The 16,043-nt window shown below is 70.8% G+C and carries 19 protein-coding genes and 2 tRNA genes; 13 read left to right on the top strand and 8 right to left on the bottom strand.

Annotated elements, in window-relative coordinates; translation table 11 throughout:
• Positions 1-26 precede the first annotated feature (26 nt).
• Positions 27-755 (bottom strand): peroxide stress protein YaaA, encoded by a 729-nt coding sequence (gene yaaA, locus BMY74_RS18200; RefSeq protein WP_089917427.1) that lies wholly within the window; start codon positions 753-755, stop codon positions 27-29.
• A gap of 60 nt (positions 756-815) precedes the next feature.
• On the opposite strand from yaaA, the gene BMY74_RS18195 reads away from it, so the two are divergent.
• The 3 genes from BMY74_RS18195 (at position 816) to BMY74_RS18185 (ending at position 2,340) form a co-directional block, all read left to right on the top strand.
• Entirely contained in the window at positions 816-2,174 is a 1,359-nt protein-coding gene (locus BMY74_RS18195; RefSeq protein ID WP_089917426.1) for a hypothetical protein, read from the top strand.
• 16 nt (positions 2,175-2,190) lie between these two features.
• A tRNA-Gln gene (locus BMY74_RS18190) sits at positions 2,191-2,262 on the top strand.
• Positions 2,263-2,268: 6 nt separating this feature from the next.
• Positions 2,269-2,340: transfer RNA gene (locus BMY74_RS18185), tRNA-OTHER, on the top strand.
• A 499-nt stretch (positions 2,341-2,839) separates the two neighbouring features.
• On the opposite strand, the gene BMY74_RS18180 is transcribed toward BMY74_RS18185, so the two are convergent.
• Positions 2,840-3,595 (bottom strand): SAM-dependent methyltransferase, encoded by a 756-nt coding sequence (locus BMY74_RS18180; RefSeq protein WP_089917424.1) that lies wholly within the window; start codon positions 3,593-3,595, stop codon positions 2,840-2,842.
• A gap of 86 nt (positions 3,596-3,681) precedes the next feature.
• Between BMY74_RS18180 and BMY74_RS18175 the strand changes: the two genes are divergently transcribed.
• Complete coding sequence (locus BMY74_RS18175) at positions 3,682-4,638, top strand: GNAT family N-acetyltransferase (protein WP_143091607.1); 957 nt, start codon at positions 3,682-3,684, stop codon at positions 4,636-4,638.
• On the opposite strand, the gene BMY74_RS18170 is transcribed toward BMY74_RS18175, so the two are convergent.
• A complete protein-coding gene (locus tag BMY74_RS18170; protein ID WP_089917421.1) occupies positions 4,614-4,994 on the bottom strand; it encodes a VOC family protein in 381 nt (126 codons plus the stop codon). The genes BMY74_RS18175 and BMY74_RS18170 overlap by 25 nt on opposite strands.
• Positions 4,995-5,128: 134 nt before the next feature.
• Here BMY74_RS18170 and BMY74_RS18165 point away from each other — a divergent pair, with 134 nt between their 5' ends.
• Positions 5,129-6,874, top strand: coding sequence for a proline--tRNA ligase (locus BMY74_RS18165; RefSeq protein WP_089917419.1), 1,746 nt, complete (start codon positions 5,129-5,131; stop codon positions 6,872-6,874).
• A gap of 419 nt (positions 6,875-7,293) precedes the next feature.
• On the opposite strand, the gene BMY74_RS18160 is transcribed toward BMY74_RS18165, so the two are convergent.
• Positions 7,294-8,277, bottom strand: coding sequence for a DUF8017 domain-containing protein (locus BMY74_RS18160; RefSeq protein ID WP_089917417.1), 984 nt, complete (start codon positions 8,275-8,277; stop codon positions 7,294-7,296).
• Between the two features lie 117 nt (positions 8,278-8,394).
• On the opposite strand from BMY74_RS18160, the gene BMY74_RS18155 reads away from it, so the two are divergent.
• The gene (locus BMY74_RS18155) at positions 8,395-9,357 is read left to right on the top strand and encodes a YhgE/Pip domain-containing protein (protein ID WP_089917416.1); all 963 of its coding nucleotides are present in this window, start codon (positions 8,395-8,397) and stop codon (positions 9,355-9,357) included.
• On the opposite strand, the gene BMY74_RS18150 is transcribed toward BMY74_RS18155, so the two are convergent.
• Both BMY74_RS18150 and BMY74_RS47015 read right to left on the bottom strand, forming a co-directional pair.
• Positions 9,253-9,660, bottom strand: a complete 408-nt coding sequence (locus BMY74_RS18150) for a YjbQ family protein (protein ID WP_089917414.1) — start codon at positions 9,658-9,660, stop codon at positions 9,253-9,255. The genes BMY74_RS18155 and BMY74_RS18150 overlap by 105 nt on opposite strands.
• 4 nt (positions 9,661-9,664) lie before the next feature.
• Positions 9,665-9,913 (bottom strand): maltose acetyltransferase domain-containing protein, encoded by a 249-nt coding sequence (locus BMY74_RS47015; RefSeq protein ID WP_143091606.1) that lies wholly within the window; start codon positions 9,911-9,913, stop codon positions 9,665-9,667.
• 23 nt (positions 9,914-9,936) lie between these two features.
• Between BMY74_RS47015 and BMY74_RS18140 the strand changes: the two genes are divergently transcribed.
• The 4 genes from BMY74_RS18140 to BMY74_RS18125 are packed head-to-tail and all read left to right on the top strand — an operon-like array spanning position 9,937 to position 13,096.
• Complete coding sequence (locus BMY74_RS18140; protein ID WP_089917412.1) at positions 9,937-10,890, top strand: glycosyltransferase; 954 nt, start codon at positions 9,937-9,939, stop codon at positions 10,888-10,890.
• 11 nt (positions 10,891-10,901) lie between these two features.
• Complete coding sequence (locus BMY74_RS18135) at positions 10,902-11,366, top strand: DUF4442 domain-containing protein (protein ID WP_089917411.1); 465 nt, start codon at positions 10,902-10,904, stop codon at positions 11,364-11,366.
• The gene (locus tag BMY74_RS18130; RefSeq protein ID WP_089917409.1) at positions 11,359-12,312 is read left to right on the top strand and encodes an aminotransferase class V-fold PLP-dependent enzyme; all 954 of its coding nucleotides are present in this window, start codon (positions 11,359-11,361) and stop codon (positions 12,310-12,312) included. Before BMY74_RS18135 ends, BMY74_RS18130 begins: the two co-directional genes overlap by 8 nt.
• A 55-nt stretch (positions 12,313-12,367) precedes the next feature.
• On the top strand, positions 12,368-13,096 hold the full coding sequence (locus BMY74_RS18125) for a hypothetical protein (protein ID WP_089917408.1): 729 nt from the start codon (positions 12,368-12,370) through the stop codon (positions 13,094-13,096).
• Between the two features lie 34 nt (positions 13,097-13,130).
• Here BMY74_RS18125 and BMY74_RS45100 read toward each other — a convergent pair whose 3' ends face one another.
• Both BMY74_RS45100 and BMY74_RS45095 read right to left on the bottom strand, forming a co-directional pair.
• The gene (locus BMY74_RS45100; protein ID WP_177229802.1) at positions 13,131-13,562 is read right to left on the bottom strand and encodes a ferritin-like domain-containing protein; all 432 of its coding nucleotides are present in this window, start codon (positions 13,560-13,562) and stop codon (positions 13,131-13,133) included.
• Complete coding sequence (locus BMY74_RS45095) at positions 13,559-14,002, bottom strand: hypothetical protein (RefSeq protein WP_245786203.1); 444 nt, start codon at positions 14,000-14,002, stop codon at positions 13,559-13,561. Before BMY74_RS45095 ends, BMY74_RS45100 begins: the two co-directional genes overlap by 4 nt.
• Before the next feature lie 128 nt (positions 14,003-14,130).
• On the opposite strand from BMY74_RS45095, the gene rimP reads away from it, so the two are divergent.
• From rimP to BMY74_RS18105, 3 genes are all read left to right on the top strand, one after another.
• Positions 14,131-14,655 carry a ribosome maturation factor RimP gene (gene rimP, locus BMY74_RS18115; RefSeq protein ID WP_089917406.1) on the top strand — a complete coding sequence of 175 codons (525 nt, stop codon included), beginning with the start codon at positions 14,131-14,133 and terminating at the stop codon, positions 14,653-14,655.
• Positions 14,652-15,665, top strand: a complete 1,014-nt coding sequence (gene nusA, locus BMY74_RS18110; RefSeq protein ID WP_089917404.1) for a transcription termination factor NusA — start codon at positions 14,652-14,654, stop codon at positions 15,663-15,665. Before rimP ends, nusA begins: the two co-directional genes overlap by 4 nt.
• 117 nt (positions 15,666-15,782) lie before the next feature.
• Positions 15,783-16,031: a YlxR family protein gene (locus BMY74_RS18105; RefSeq protein ID WP_425434841.1), complete on the top strand. Its 249-nt coding sequence runs from the start codon at positions 15,783-15,785 to the stop codon at positions 16,029-16,031.
• Positions 16,032-16,043: the final 12 nt, after the last annotated feature.

Raw genomic sequence — 16,043 nt, 5'->3', positions numbered from 1 at the left:
GTGCGGTTCTCACGCCCGCAACCGAATTAACCGGTGATCAGGTCGGCCGTCTGCGCGCCCGTCGGGACCATCGTCAAACCGGCCTTCTGCGCGAGCTTGACCAGGCCTTTCAGGTCGGTGGGCTCCGCGCTGGACCTCGCGATGGCACGCGCGAGCAGCCCCTTGTGCGCCTTGTTGAAGTGGCTGACGACCTTGCCCTCGCTCGTGACCACCCGGACCACGACGGCGTGCGGGATCTTCGCGAGGCTCGAGTACGCGCCGGACCGGAGGTCCACGACGAACTCGTCGGACTCCTTCAGCACGGGCTCCAGCGAGGGCTTCCACAGCGTGCGCAGGCTGCCGTGGCCGGGCAGCGCGCTGCCGCCGGACAACCGGTACGCGGGCACCGGATCGCCGCCGCGAACCGCTCCGAACAGCGCCGACGCGACCGCGAGCCGCTGGTAGGCACGTTCCTTCTCGGCCTTCTTCAGCGACGGGAAGTCGAGGTTGTCGTAGAGCACGCCGGTGTAGCGCAGGAGCGCGGGCGTCGTCTCCGACGTGCGCAGATGGGCGTTGCGGTGCACCTCGTCGACCTGGCGTTCGGAGATGTCGAGCGCTTTGAGGCTCGCCGGGACGTCCTGCGCGAGATCGGCCAGCGCGGAGACCAGCTTGTCGCGCACGGGGTTGAGCTCGGGAAACGACAGCGCGTCGAGGTCGAGCGGCGCGCCCTCGCCGCCGATCGCCTTGGTCTCCGACGGGGGAAGCAGCACCAGCACGGTCGAAAGCGTAGGGCAAAGCACGAAAACAGCTGGACAGGGCGTGGTCACCTGGAAGGCGTGGACGCACTCGACCGCCTGTACCGCTCGCTCGACGCCCGGCCGCGCCCCGAGGAGGTGGCCGTCCTCGTGCTCGAGGCGCTGCCGAACCCCACGCGCCGGGAGCGCGCGGTGATCGGCGGCGTCGCGGCGCACGCGTCGCGCCGGCACGGCTTCTCCGGGATGAGCGACGACTACGCCCGCCCGGTCGGTGCCGCACGCCAGGTAGCCGCCACCCGCCGCCTGTTCGACGTGGACGGTGACCTGCACCGCGACGTGGACGCCGAGGACCCGTTGTCGGTGCTGGAGTTCGCGGCGCTGGCCGGTGCCGGCATCGGCTGGGACGCCTCGCGCACGGACTTCCTCGCGGACCGGTTGAACCGCGAGGCCCGCGCGTCGGCCGGCATCGAACTGTCGAAGAGGCAGTACAACCGCCGCTTCCGCATGCTGCGCAGGCTCTCCGCGAAGGCGGGACGCCTCGGCCGCGCCCAGGAACTGCGCCGCGCGACGCTGCTGGCGTCCGCGGGGTTCGTGGACGTGATCGACCGCGACCGCTTCCGCGCCGATCCGGCCGCCGCCTGCTTCGTCGCGTACTTCACGGCCCGCCGCAAGCTGCGCCGCGAGTTCGGCCTCGCGGGCCGCGAGAACCCGTTCGACCAGGTCGCCGACGCGCTCTTCGCCCGCTGCCGTGCCTCCTCCGGCACGGACTGGGCGATGATCGCGCTCGCGCACCCCGCCTGGGACGTCCTGCGGCACCTGTCCGCCGACGAGTTGGGCTCGTTGCTGGGCCGGTGGTCGGCGGCGGTGCGGGCACTCGCCTCCGTGCTCGGCGGCCTGTGGCGCGAATCCGATGTGGACCGCACGACCATGATCGTGCGCTCCGGCGTCGACTCGTCCACGTGGAACGCCTACGCCGGCGCCTACAACACCGCCCGCACCGCGTGGATCACCTGCCTGCACGCGGCGGGCCTGACGTCACTGCTCGACCCGGCCTGGCCGGGCAAGGCGATGCGCGTGATGGCGGCGGACCTGGCGTGGTGGCACCGGGAAACGGGCGGCGGCCCGCACCCGGACACCGCCGTGTGGGCCGCGCTGCCGTTGCCGTGGGAGGTGCTCGACGGGGTCGCGACGTGCACCCGCGCGGACGTCGAGGCGGCCTGCCGTGCGCATGGCGTGGACCCGGCACGCTCCTGGACCGCGCCGCGGAAGCACTCGTCGGTCGCGCGCTTCCGGCCGACCCCGGAGCTCGTGCACGGCGTGGCGGTGTCGGATCCCTTGTGGGCCATGACGTTGCGGCGTGCCGGGGTGTTCAGCGGAAAGCCGGTGCGGGCCGAGGTGTTCGGTGGACCGGTATTCGGTGGACAGGACGCGCCGGGCTGAGGAGGCTTGGGGGCGTTCGGTGGTAGCTCAGTGGTGGAGCGCCCGGCTCTGGACCGGGTGGACGCCGGTTCGAGCCCGGCCCGCCGGACGCCTGGAACGCGTAGCTCAGTGGTAGAGCTCCGGCTCTTTCTCCGGAGGGACGCCGGTTCGAGCCCGGCCGTGTTCCCTGGTGGACGCCTGCGGGGGCAGGTGGTCCGGGTGTCCGTGTGCCGCACCCGCTGCTTTGGCGGTGGGTGCGGCACACGTCGTCTTGGTCGTGGGTGCGCCGGACGGGTCGCCTTAGGCGGTGGGTGAGGCACGTGCCGTCGTGGATGTGGGCGCCGGACGGGTCGTCTTGGGGAGGGGCGGCGCCCGCTCGTCTCGGGTGGGTGCGCAGCATTGCCGTGTGGGCGGGAGCGTGGTGCTTCGGCCGCGCGGGGGTGGGCTGGCTGCGACACCCGCACCGGTGGCGGCGCGGAGTGAGCGGCGCACCGGCTGAGTGCGGCCTGGCATGTGTGAGTACGCGGCGCGGGTCGCCACGACCAGGCGCCACAACCAGCCGGTGCGGTCTGGCCGTGTGGCATCGCGGCCACGGTGCGTGAGTCGCCACAGCCCGCCACAGCCAGGCAATGCCGTGGTCGCGCGGCCGTATCGCCGTGGCCGGCGTCGTCAGGGTTCCAGTGGCGTCAGGGTGCCTGCAGCGTCAGGTACGCCAGGCCCATCGTCTCGCGCCACCCGCGCAGGCGCCACCCGCGTTGCCGGTCGGCCTTCGCCCTGATCTCGGCCGCGTGCTCGGAGTCCGGGTTGGCGCGCAGCCAGTGTTCCCAGGCGCGGCCGTGGCCGTTCTCGAACACGTCCCACTCGTCGAGGCTCGCCTGTTCGGCGGCCAGCAAGCGGTAGCCGTGCGCGTGGGCCAGGTCGACGAGGTCGGCCAGCGAGCCGTACTGGTCGCGGGGAATCGGCATCGCCGCCAGCTGGGCCTCAGTGGGTTCCTGCTGCCAGAAGCCTTCGCCCAGCAGGAAGCGGCCGCCCGGCTTGAGGAGCTTCTTGGCCTCCGTCAGCGCGTTCACCGTGTGCTGCAACGGGTCTCCGCCCCACACCTGGGAGGCGCCGTTGACGATCACGGCGTCGGCCGGCCTGTCCGGCTGCCACTCGGCCACGTCGGTCACCACCAGGCTGACGCGGTCGGTGAGGCCTCGGGCGTCGGCGTTGGACTGGGCGTGGGCGATGTCGACGGCGTTGCGGTCGACGCCGGTGCCGGTGGCCGTGGGCGCCGCCTCCAGTGTCCTCAGGAGGAACTCCGCCCAGCCGCAGCCCAGGTCCACGACGTGGGCGTCGTCCAGCGGCAGGAGCGAGCGGATGAGGCGGGCTGCTCGTTCCTCGGACAGCGGTCCGTGGAACGTCACGTCGGTGTACAGCGGTGCTATCTCTGGTGACGTCATCGCCCCCAGGATGGCCCCGGCGGCACGGTCCGGGCAACGCGATATTCAGTTGTTGGGTCCATCACCTCCCCGTAGCTTCAGTCGGCGTGGAACTCGTGTGGCGCCCGCTCACGACAGCGGACATCCCTGAGGTGGCCGCGCTCTACAACGCGGCCGAGGCGGTCGACGACACCGGTGAGTTGTTGTCCGAAGAGGACTTCGCCGAGTCGTTCCGCGAGGCCGACCTGCCCGGTGGGTCGGTGGCCGTGTTCGCGGGCGAAAGCCTTGCGGCGTACGGGCTTGTCGTGTTGCGCGACAACCCCGTGGGCACGCACCGCGTCCGCCTCGACGGGCTGGTGCACCCCGAGTTCCGGCGCCGGGGCATCGGGACGCGGCTCCTGCCGCGTCTCGCGGAGCTCGCGCGGGTGCTCCACGTCTCACGGCATCCAGGTATGCCGCTCACCGTGTGCACCATGGCCGAGAGCCGCTCCGCCGGGCACGTCGCGCTCGTCGAGGAGCTCGGGTTCCAGGCCGACCGCCACTTCTACGAGCTGGAGGTGGCACTGGGCGAGTCACTCGCCCAGGCGCCGATCCCGTCCGGCTACGAGATCGTGCCGTTCTCCGCGGCTCGTGGCGAAGAGGTCCGGCTGGTCTGCAACGCGGCGTTCGCGCGGCACTGGGGTTCGGTCGAGCGCAGCCCCCAGGAATGGGCGGCGTCGTTCACCGACAGCCCGAGGTTCGTTCCCGAGTCCTCCTTCCTGGCGCTCTCGCAGGGCGCCGTCGTGGGGTTCGTGCTCGCGCGGCACTACCCGGTCGTCGAAGAGATGACCGGCGTCCGCGAGCTGTGGATCGGCGACGTCGGCACCCTGGACGAGCACCGCGGGCGCGGCGTGGCCTCGGCCCTGCTGAGCCGCACCCTGGCTCGGGCAGGGGAGAAGGGGTACCAGCGCGCGGGGCTCTCCGTGGACACGGCCAACCCGACCGGAGCGCTCGGCCTCTACGAGCGCGCCGGGTTCGGGGTGGCGCGGACGTGGATCGACTACGGGTTGCCGGTCGCGTTCTGAAGCTCTTCGCCGGGCTGGCCGACGCAGAACTGGTTGCCGTCCGGATCGGCGAGCACGGACCACACGAGGCCGGGAACGCTGTGCACGGCGACCTCCGTGGCGCCGAGCGCCAGTAACCGGGCGACCTCCGCCAGGCGGTCGGGAACGTGCGTGTCGAAGTGGACCCTGTTCTTGCCCGGCGTGGCGTCCGGCACCTGCTGGAAGGCGAGCGCCGGCCCGGCCTCGGTGTTCGGCGCGAGCACGATGAACTCACCCCAGTCGTTCTGGATCGTGGTGCCCAGAGCGGCCGTCCAGAACTCCGCGAGCTTGCGCGCGTCACCGGTGTCGATCGTGATCATGTCAATGGTCAGCGGCATGGGAAGGACGCTACTCAGGGGGTCTGACAATTCTGTCGCCGCAGGTCAGAGCCCACGCAGAGCACCGCGCGCGATTTCGGGGAACGCCCAACCAGTACGCTGTTTCAACTGCCCGTGAACGAGGAGTACCCACCGTGATCACCAGGATGTCGTCGCTGTTCCTGCGCACCCTTCGCGAGGATCCGGCGGACGCCGAAGTGCCCAGCCACAAGCTGCTGGTGCGCGCCGGCTACGTCCGCCGCGTCGCGCCGGGCGGGTACACCTGGCTGCCGCTGGGGCTCAAGGTCCTGCGCAACATCGAGGCCGTCGTCCGCGAGGAGATGGACGCCTTCGGCGCGCAGGAGATCCAGTTCCCCGCGCTGCTGCCCAAGGAGCCCTACGAGGCGACGAACCGGTGGGAGGAGTACGGCCCCAACCTGTTCCGCCTCAAGGACCGCAAGGGCGCCGACTACCTCCTCGGTCCCACGCACGAGGAGATGTTCACCCTCACCGTGAAGGGCGAGTACAGCTCGTACAAGGACTACCCCGTCACGCTGTACCAGATCCAGACCAAGTACCGCGACGAGGCGCGTCCCCGTGCGGGCATCCTGCGCGGCCGCGAGTTCCTGATGAAGGACTCGTACTCGTTCGACCTCACCGACGAGGGCCTGAGCCAGTCCTACAAGGACCACCGCGACGCCTACATCCGCATCTTCGACCGGCTCGGCCTGGAGTACGTGATCGTCTCCGCCACGTCCGGCGCGATGGGCGGCTCGGCGTCGGAGGAGTTCCTCGCCGTCGCCGAGACGGGCGAGGACACGTTCGTGCGCAGCACCGAGTCGGGCTACGCGGCGAACGTGGAGGCCGTCGCGACCCCCGTGCCCGCCGAGCAGTCGATCGACGACAAGCCCGCCGCGCAGGTGCACCACACGCCGGCCACGCCCACCATCGAGACGCTGGTGGACTTCCTCAACGCCAACACCGACCGCAAGTTCACCGCGGCGGACACGTTGAAGAACGTCCTGGTCAAGACCAAGCAGCCCGGTCAGAAGGACTGGGAGCTGCTCGCCGTCGCCGTCCCCGGTGACCGCGAGGTCGACTTCAAGCGCCTCGAGGCGGCACTGGAGCCCGCCGAGGTCGCGATGGTCGACGAGGCCGACTTCGCCAAGAACTCGTTCCTGGTCAAGGGGTACATCGGCCCGGGCGCGATCCAGGCCAACGGCATCCGCTTCCTCGCCGACCCCCGCGTCGTCAAGGGCACCGCGTGGGTGACCGGCGCCGACAAGGCCGACCACCACGTCGTCGACCTGGTGGTGGGCCGCGACTTCACGCCCGACGGCGTCATCGACGTCGCCGAGGTCCGCGAGGGCGACGCGTCGCCGGACGGCAAGGGCGTGCTGGTCGCCGCGCGCGGCATCGAGATCGGCCACATCTTCCAGCTGGGCCGCAAGTACGCGGACGCGTTCTCGCTCGACGCGCTCGGCCCGGACTCCAAGCCGGTCCGCATCACCATGGGCTCGTACGGCGTCGGCGTCTCGCGGCTCGTCGCGGCCATCGCGGAGCAGTCGCACGACGAGCGCGGCCTGATCTGGCCCCGCAACGTGGCGCCCGCCGACGTCCACGTCGTGGTGGCCGGCAAGGACGAGACGCTGCTGACCGCGGGCGAGGACTTCGCGAAGCAACTCAGCGCCAAGGGTCTCAAGGTGCTGCTGGACGACCGCAAGGCGAGCCCCGGCGTGAAGTTCGCGGACGCCGAGCTCGTGGGCATCCCGACGATCCTGGTGGTCGGGCGGGGGCTGAAGGACGGCAACGTCGAGGTCAAGGACCGCCGCTCGGGTGAGCGGGTGGAGGTTCCGGTGGCGGAGGCCGTTGACCACCTGGTGCAGGTCGTCAAGGGCTGAGGTTCGTGGCGAACGCCGGGTTGCGCTTGGGGCGCGGCCCGGCGTTCGGCGTTTGTGGGGGAGTGGGGCGGCACGGTGAAGGCGCGCGGCGGTGGGCCTGACGGGGGTGGGGTTCGCGCGGCTTGTGAGGGCTGGCGCGAGGCGGTGCTGCGGGGCGGCGCGGCTTGTGGGGCGGACTGCGGGAGACCGGGTGTAGGAGCTGGTGCAGGCTGAGTGGTTGGCACGGGACACTGCTTCGGGGTGGGTTGCACCGCTTGTGAGGGCTGGAGCGCCGGCTCTTTCCCGCACTGCGGGAGGCCGAGCGGCCGCACCGCGGGAAAGAACCGGCGCAGCCGGCGCCGCGGCATCTCGGCGTGGGGCAACGGCTCCAGGCCGGGTGGTGGCGTTCGGCCTGGAGACGCGGCGGCGCGGGTGCCGGGTTACGAGGTCGGGATCAGGGAGTCGACCATCTTCTGGAGGTCGGCCTCCTTCGGCAGGGGCGGGGTGGCGCCGCCTCCGCCGCCCTCCAGGTCGCCGTTCACGGCGAGCACGTGGAGCTTGCTGCTGCCGTTGAGGACCACGACCTTGACCATGCCCTTGCTGGCCAGGCACTTGTTGCCGGTCTGCGTGACGGTGGCGTCGATCTGCACGCCCTCGATGGTGACCTTCTTGCCGTCCTTCTGGGTGTGCTGGATCTTCACCGGCTTGGGCTCGGTCGTGGTGACCTTGGGGTCGCCGCCCGACGAGTAGTACTGCGTGGCGAGGGCCTTGGTGAAGTCGGTGGCCGCCTTGGTGATGTCGCTCTTCGGGAGCAGCGTGCCGCCGTTGGTGCCCTTCGTGAACGGCTTGCCCTCGCAGGTGTAGTCGCCGTAGGTGGCGATGCCGGACAGCGAGATGCCCGGGATGGCCTCGACCGGCACCTTGGCGTCGGCGATGATGTCCCAGGTCTTCGGGACCACGTAGTTGTAGCCGAGCGCCGTCTCGACGCACTGCGTGCCCTCGTTCTTCGGGCACGGGCCGTCGGTCGGCTGCGCGGTGGTGCTGGACGTCGTGGACGTGGTCGGCTGGGCGGTGTTGTCACCCGAGTTCTGCTTCGAGAGCAGCAGCCACGTGAGGCCGCCGCCCACGAGCAGCACCAGGACCACGGCGCCGATGACCAGCCACAGCGTCTTGTTCCTCTTCGGCGGCTCGTTGTCGAAGCCGCCGTACACGCCGAGGCCGCCGTACCCGCCGTAGCCCTGCTGCGGGAACTGGCCCTGGTCCGGGAAGCCGCCCTGCTGCGGGAAGCCACCGGTCTGCGGGTAGCCCCCGGTCTGGTAGCCGCCCGTGGGGTAGCCGCCGCTCTGGTAATCACCCTGTTGTTGCTGGCCCCAGCCCTGCTGGTCGTTCCAGCCGCCCTGCCCGCCGCCACCTGGGTACGTCACGGGCGAAACGGTACCTGGTGGGTCTGACAGCGGCTTAATTCATCAAGCGTTGACCTGGCGAACGCGACGGGCGTACTGTGCGCGTTAAATTCAACGCGTGATGAACAAAGGAGGCAGATGATGCGCACCGCCCTCGTCACCGCCGTCGCAGGCGCGGTGGTGGCCTTTCTCCTGGGACTGCTCACCTTCGGCGTGCAGGCGACCGTGCACCCGCACGACGTCCCGCTCGCCGTCGTCGCACCTCCGCCGGTCGCGGACAGGGTCCAGGCCGCCGACTCGGCCGAGGTCGACATCAGGGTCGTGTCCGCGGACGAGGCCCGGAACCTCCTGCGGGACAAGGAGGTCTACGGGGTGCTGGAGATCGCGCCCGGCCAGGCGACGATCCGGCTGAACCCCGCCGTCAACCCGTCCGGCACGCAGGTCGCGCAACAGGTGCTGACCGGTGTCGCGCAGGGCGCGGGGCTGCCGGTCAGGACCGAGACCCAGGCCGTGTCCGCCGCCGAACGCACCGCGCCGCTCGCCGCGAGTGCGCTGCTGTGGGTCGGGGGAATGGTGGCCGGACTGCTGTTCGTGGTGCTGAAGGGCCGCGACCTCAGGTGGCTTTCGGCGACGGCCGCCGCCGTCCTCGTCACCGGCTCGACCGCGGGACTGCTGGCGTGGTGGGGCGTCACGCTGAACGTGCCGACGTTCGCGTTCCTGCTCGCCGTCGCCACGGCGTTCGCGTTGCTGCAGGCCGGGCTGTTCAAGCACCTCGGCATCCGCGCGATGGGCGTCCTCGGCCTGCTCTACCTGATGGCGCCGGCCGTCGCGGGCCAGGTGCCGGAGCTGCTCAACCCCGTCTACAGGGCGGTCCTGTGGTCGTGGACGCCGTTCCGGTTCTCGGCGGAAGGCCTGCGCAGCCTCCTGTACGACGGGTCCGTCAGCACCGAGTGGTGGGTGTTCGGCGGGATCGCGCTCCTGGGCGTCGTGCTGCTGCTAGCCGGCAAGAAAGCTCAGACGGACCGTGCGGACGGGATTGTCGACGTTGGTGTCGACCAGGCAGATGGACTGCCACGTGCCGAGCGTCAGCACACCGCCTAGAACCGGGATCGTCGCGTAAGGCGGCACCAGCGCGGGCATCACGTGGTCACGGCCGTGGCCGGGGGTGCCGTGCCGGTGCCGCCACTTCACGTCGCGGGGCAGGATGCGCTCCAACGCGGTCAGCAGGTCGTCGTCGCTGCCCGCGCCGGTCTCGATGACGGCGACGCCCGCCGTCGCGTGGGGCACCCACACGTGCAGCAGGCCGTCGCCGTCCTCGCTGTCGAGGAACCGCTGGCAGTCCCGGGTGAGGTCGTACACGACTTCGTCGGAGCCGGTGCGGATCTGGATCTCCTCGCTGCGCATGACCTCAGATCTTACGAACCACCCGTGCGGGATTGCCGACTGCGAGCACGTGAGCAGGCAGATCGCGCGTCACGACGCTACCGGCGCCGACGCGCGTGTTGTAGCCGTACTCGATCTGCAGGCGCTGCAGGAACGTCGTGTTCTCGCCGATCTCCGCCACGAACCCCTTGAGGATCTCGTGCATCGCGTCGAGCTCGGGATCCGCCGGCAGGTAGGGCTCGCCGTTGATCATCTTGTCGCGGTGGGTTCCCATGAGGACTCAGTATCGTCACGGACATGCGCGTGCTCTTCGCCAGCGTGGCCACCCCCGGCCACACGTACCCGTTGATCCCGCTGGCGCAGGCGATGCGCAAAGCCGGGCACGAGGTGCACTTCGCGGTCGGCGAGGACATGCACCCGGTGCTCGGGAAGCTCGGGCTGCGGCCGTTCCGGCCGGGGCTCGTGTTCGGCGAGATCTACGCCGAGGACATCGCGCAGGAGCTGGAGCGGTTGCTGCCCGACCTCGTGATCGGCGAGTGGGCGGTGCCCGAGGTCGTCTCCGAGGCCCGCCGCCGCGGCTTTCCCGCGCTGTGGCACGGGTTCGGGCGGATGTTCCCCGACGGCATCGGGCTCGTGCGGCCCACCGGCGGACGGCACCTCGACATCTGCCCGCCCTCGCTGCAGGACCCCGGCTTCCTGAAGGAGGACCGGATCCCGTTGCGCGCCGTGCCGTTCTCGCCGCCCGGTCACGTGCCGGACCGCACCGCCGGGAAACTGGTCTACCTCACGCTCGGCACGGCGTTCGGCACGCGGGAGCTGCTCGCGGAGGCGGTCGTGGGGCTCGGCAGGCTCACCGAGGCGCAGGTGGTCGTGGCCGCGCCGCACGTCGAGCTCGGGAACCTGCCGCCGAACGTGACGGTCCACCCGTGGCTGCCCCAGGCGGAGGTGCTCCGGTACGCGGACGTCGCCGTGCACCACGGCGGCAGCGGCACGATGCTCGGCGCTCTCGTCGCGGGCGTGCCCCAGGTCGTGCTGCCGCAGGGGGCCGATCAGTCCAGCAATGCCGACGCGCTCGTGGCCGCCGGCGCGGCGTTGCGGCCGGGTGCGTTCAGCGCCGGGCCGATCGTGGACTGCGTGCGGCGGCTGTTCGCCGACTCGTCCTACAGGGAAGCCGCTGGTCAGATAGCTCGGGAGATACGTCACACGCCGTCGCCGGAAGAAGTTGCGGACAGTCTGACGGGCGTTGTGTAACACTGTTTTTTATGAAGGCAAGCCGCCTGCGCTTCGGGATGAACCTGTGGCCGCCGTTCCTGTTCGCCGGCATCCGCGTCGAGGAGATCTCCGCGGACTACCGGTACGCGCGTGTGCGGATGCGTCTGCGCCCGTGGAACCGCAACTTCTTCGGCACCCACTTCGGCGGCTCGCTGTTCGCGATGACCGACCCGTTCTGGGTGTTGCTGCTGTTCAACCAGCTCAAGGGCGAGCACGTGGTGTGGGACCAGGCCGGTGAGATCGAGTTCGTGGCCCCCGGCCGCGGCACGGTGCGCGCCGAGTTCCGGCTGACCGACGAGCACGTAGAGCAGGTGCTGGAGCGGACCAGGGGCACCGAGAAGGCCTTGATCTGGTTCGACACGGACGTCGTCGGGCAGGATGGGGCCGTGATCGCACGGGTGAAGAAGCAGGTCTACGCGCGACGCAAGCGCGACAAGCAGCTCACGCATGCGTGAGGCCTTCGGAGCGGTTTTCGACGTCCAGCCCGGTTACCTGAACACGGCGTCCATCGGGGTGCCTCCACGGCACGTCGCCGACGCGGTGATGGCCTCGCACGAACGGTGGCGGCGCGGCGAGGACACGTCGTCCACGTTCAACGACGCCGTGGAGACCTCCCGCGAGGGCTTCGGGCGGCTGGTCGGGGTGCCCGCGACCTCGGTCGCCTGTGGAGCCACGGTGTCGCAGTTCGTGTCGCTGGTCGCGCAGTCGCTGCCCTCGGGCTCCAAGGTGTACGTCGACCCCGGCGACTTCACCAGCGTCACGCTGCCGTTCGTCGCGGCCGGACACCGGATCGCGTCCACTGTGGACGAGGCGGATCTGGTGGCGCTGAGCCTGGTCCAGTCCTCGGACGGCAGGATCGCGGACCTCGACGCGCTGAAGGCGTCCGGCAAACCGGTGCTGCTCGACGTGTCGCAGGCCGCCGGGTGGATGCCGTTGTCGCTGGCGTGGGCCGACTTCGTCGTCGGCGTGGCCTACAAGTGGCTGATGTCGCCGCGCGGCGCGGCCTGGATGGCGGTGCGTCCGGACCGGATGGAGTTCCTCAAGCCGTTGGCGGCCAACTGGTACAGCACGGGCGAGAACTACGGCACGGAACTGGTGCTCCGTTCGGACGCACGGCGGTTCGACCTCTCACCGACGTGGTCCTCGCACGTCGGCGCGGCGGTCGCGCTCCCGTGGCTGGCCTCTGTGGACCTCGAAGCCGTGCGCGCGCACTGCGTGGGCCTGACGGATCGCCTCCTGACCGGACTGGGGCTGCCTCCCAACGGCTCGGCGATCGTCTCGGTCGACACGCCGCCCGCCCAGGGTGTGGTCGCCTCGGTCCGCGCAGGTCGCACGCGGTACGCATGTCACATGTACAACACGATCGAGGACGTTGATCGGGTGCTCGAAGCGCTCAGCTGACTGCCGTCCGTTACCGTGGGTCCTTGTGTCGGAACCACGCCAGTCACCTGAAGAGGTGACCCAGAACCTGCCTCGCTTCCCACCGAGGCCCACCGACACCGCGCCGTTGTACCCGGCCGACGAGCTGATGAAGCTGCAGTCGATCATGGACAACCGCCAGGGGCACGTGCCCGCTCCGCCACCCCCGCCCGTGCGCAAGAGCACGTGGGTGGGCAGGGCGCTGGCACTCGTCGGTGTCGCGGTGGTGTCGGGGCTCGTCTGGTGGGTGCTGCAGCCGTCGGACCCGGTGGACAAGCAGGTCGCCCAGCCGCAGAAGACCGCGGGGGAGTTCGAGTTCACCACCGTGCCCGAGCTCCCGGAGCCGGTGAAGGACAGCGACTGCGCCGCCCACGCGACGAGCCAGACGCAGGCGTTCTTCAAGACCACGCCGTGCCTGCAGCTCACGAGGGCGTTCTACACGGCCACGCTGCCGGACGGCCGCACCGTGTACTCGTCGGTGTCCGTGGTGAAGATGAAGACGGCCGACGAGGCACGCCAGCTGCGCGAGCTGACCCAGAAGGACGGCACCGGGAACGTCAAGGACCTGGTGCTGGACAAGGCCATCAGCGTCCCGCCGCTGACCACGCTGGCCAACGGCGGCTACGCCTCCGAGCAGCGCGACCAGCTGGTCGTGATCGTCGAGTCCGACTCGCCGAGCAAGGGCGCGGACGCGCTCACGCACAACAAGGAGATGAAGAAGGTCTCCGCGGACGCGATCAGGCTCGCGTCCTCGTTCGGGAACTGACCGGGAGCAGGCGGCCCGCGACCGGGCCGCACGCCTAACCGGAGGCGACGCCCGGCATCGTGATGGACGCCGGGGTCGTGCCCGCCGCCTTCCGCCAGCGCGTCGCCCGCACGGCCGCGGTCGTCAACGCCTCCAGCGCCGACGTGCGCAGCCCCTGGTCGTCGGTCCGCTCGAGGACCCCGCGCCACGCGGCGCACGTGTCCTGCTCGACGGCCACCAGCGCGGCGAGCGCCGAGGGACCGTCGGACACCGGTGACGGCGGCAGGTAGGCGGCCGCGGGCGGGTTCGGGGTGGCGCTGTGGTCGCGCAGCCACCGCTCGGTCGTGTCCCGGCGGGCCCGGTGCAGGTTCGCGCCCTCCGCGACGGCGGCCGCGGTCTGGTCGCCCAGGAACGCCGACACCATCCCGTAGGTCCACAACGCCGCGTGCTCGGTGCCGAGCGCGGTCTGGACGGCGTCCACGTTCATCCGAGCACCTCCCGCAGCGACGCGCAGCCGGCGGCCACCGAGCCGACGAGGCCCGCGCGATAGGAGGGCAGCGAGGCGACGAGGGCCGAGGCCTCGCGGACCGCCTCGTCGAGCGACGTGCGCAGGGCCGCCAGCGGGTCCGGCGGTGTGGGCGGCGCGGTGGGCGCGGGCGGTGCCGTGGACGACAGCGGCGGGCGCTCCCGGTCGACCTCCGCCTGCAACAACGAGGCGTGCGTCCCGCGGGCCTTCGCGATCTCCGCGGCGGCGGGCACCGCCGTCAGCCCCTCGGCCAGCCTGGCGTCCGCACGGGCCTGCGCGGCCAGGGCCGCCAGCGGGTCCGGAGGCGGTGGCGGCGGCGGTTCTGTGGTGCACGCAACGGCGAGCGGTGCGGCGGCCACCGCGAGCAGCACACGGCGGCGGCTGACCGATTCGGAGATCACGCGACCCATGTTGCCAGCAGCCCTGCGGGTCGGTGGGAGGTGGGCGAACGAGATAGTCTGGTCGTCCACGGCCGCCGGAAACAGCGTCGGCCGGGGTTTTCATGCGTTCGAACTGAAGGAGACACCACGTGTCCAGCCCGCCGCGCGGAGAGCTTTCCGCGCAGCTAGCACCCGTTGTGCGGGAAGCTCTCGAAGCCGTCGGCTTCGACCTCGACGCGCTCGACGTGAATCAGGCTGGGCGCCGCCGTCTGGTCAAGGTCGTCGTGGACGGTGAGGACGGCATCGGGCTCGACGAGGTCGCCGAGGCGAGCCGCGTGGTCTCCGCCGCACTCGACGAGCACGACCACATCATCAACGGGCCGTACACCCTCGAGGTCACCTCGCCGGGTGTGGACCGCCCGCTCACCCGCCCCCGCCACTGGAAGCGCGCGCACCTGCGTCTCGTGAAGGTCAAGCAGCCCGAGAAGGCCGAGTGGTTCGGCCGGGTGGGCCAGTGCGACGAGACCGGGGTCGAGCTGCTGCACCAGGGCGAGCTGCGGCGCGTGGAGTACCGACACATCGAACGCGCGGTCATGGAGATCGAGTTCAAGCAGCCGCCGGTCGAGGAACTGGCTCGGCTCACTCGGAAAGCACCGGAGGAGGAGCCGAGGTGAACGTCGACATCGCCGCCCTGAGGGCGATCGAACGTGAAAAGGACATCCCCTTCGAGACGGTCCTGGAGGCGATCGAGTCAGCGCTGCTGACCGCCTACAAGCACACCGAAGGGCACGCGACGCACTCGCGCGTGGAGATCGACCGCAAGACCGGCGTCGTGCGCGTGCTCGCGCAGGACCTGGGGCCGGACGGCGCGGTCCAGGAGGAGTGGGACGACACCCCGGAGGGCTTCGGCCGGATCGCCGCCACGACGGCGCGCCAGGTCATCCTGCAGCGCCTGCGCGACGCGGAGCACGAGCGCACCTTCGGCGAGTTCGCCGCCAAGGAGGGCGAGATCATCGCCGGTGTCGTGCAGCGCGACGCCCGCGCGAACGCCCGCGGCATGGTCGTCGTCCAGGTGGGCGACACCGAGGGCGTGCTGCCGCCGGCCGAGCAGGTTCCGGGCGAGCAGTACAACCACGGCGAGCGCATCAAGTGCTACGTCGTGAGCGTCTCCCGCGGCGCCCGCGGGCCGCAGATCGCCCTCTCGCGCACCCACCCGAACCTCGTGCGGCGGCTGTTCGCCCTCGAGGTCCCGGAGATCGCGGACGGCACCGTGGAGATCCCCGCGGTGGCACGTGAGGCAGGTCACCGTTCGAAGATCGCGGTGAAATCAACGGTTGCCGGAGTGAACGCCAAGGGTGCCTGCATCGGCCCCATGGGCGCCCGTGTGCGCAACGTCATGCACGAGCTCGGCGGCGAGAAGATCGACATCATCGACCACTCGGACGACGCGGCCACGTTCGTCGGGAATGCCTTGTCACCTGCGAAGGTTGTATCGGTGACGGTGCTCGACGAGCGGGCCAAGACGGCCAGGGTCGTGGTGCCGGACTTCCAGCTCTCGCTGGCGATCGGCAAGGAGGGGCAGAACGCCCGTCTGGCCGCCCGCCTGACGGGTTGGCGCATCGACATCCGCAGTGACGCGGAGGCTCCGGCCGCCGGTGCGGTCACATCCGGTTCGGCTGAATGAGCTCCAGGGGATAGAATTATCAACGGTTCAACGTCAGGTTCGGTCTCCCAGCGCATCGGCCCTGTTCGAACGTGCATCGGATGCCGTACCCGGACGTTGCCGTCTGAGCTGCTGCGAGTGGTCGCGGTGGGCGGTTCGGTGGTTCCGGACGTCCATCGGCGGCTTCCTGGTCGGGGTGCTTGGTTGCATTTCGATCTCGAATGTCTCCGCAACGCCGAGCGGCGACGGGCGTTCTCGCGGGCCCTCCGGGTCCAGGGAGCACTCGACGTCGCTTCGTTGCGCGAGCACGTGGAGCAGCACGGGAACTTGGCCGCGGGACAGCCCCGGGGCCAGCAAGCAACAAGGAAGCAGGTCGACCCGTCATGAGTCAGCCGTGAA

The organism is Lentzea albida, from assembly GCF_900111005.1.
Taxonomy (GTDB): Bacteria; Actinomycetota; Actinomycetes; order Mycobacteriales; family Pseudonocardiaceae; genus Lentzea; species Lentzea albida.
The sequence above is the reverse complement of the archived record's forward strand: the minus strand, read 5'-3'. Positions and strand labels throughout refer to the sequence as shown.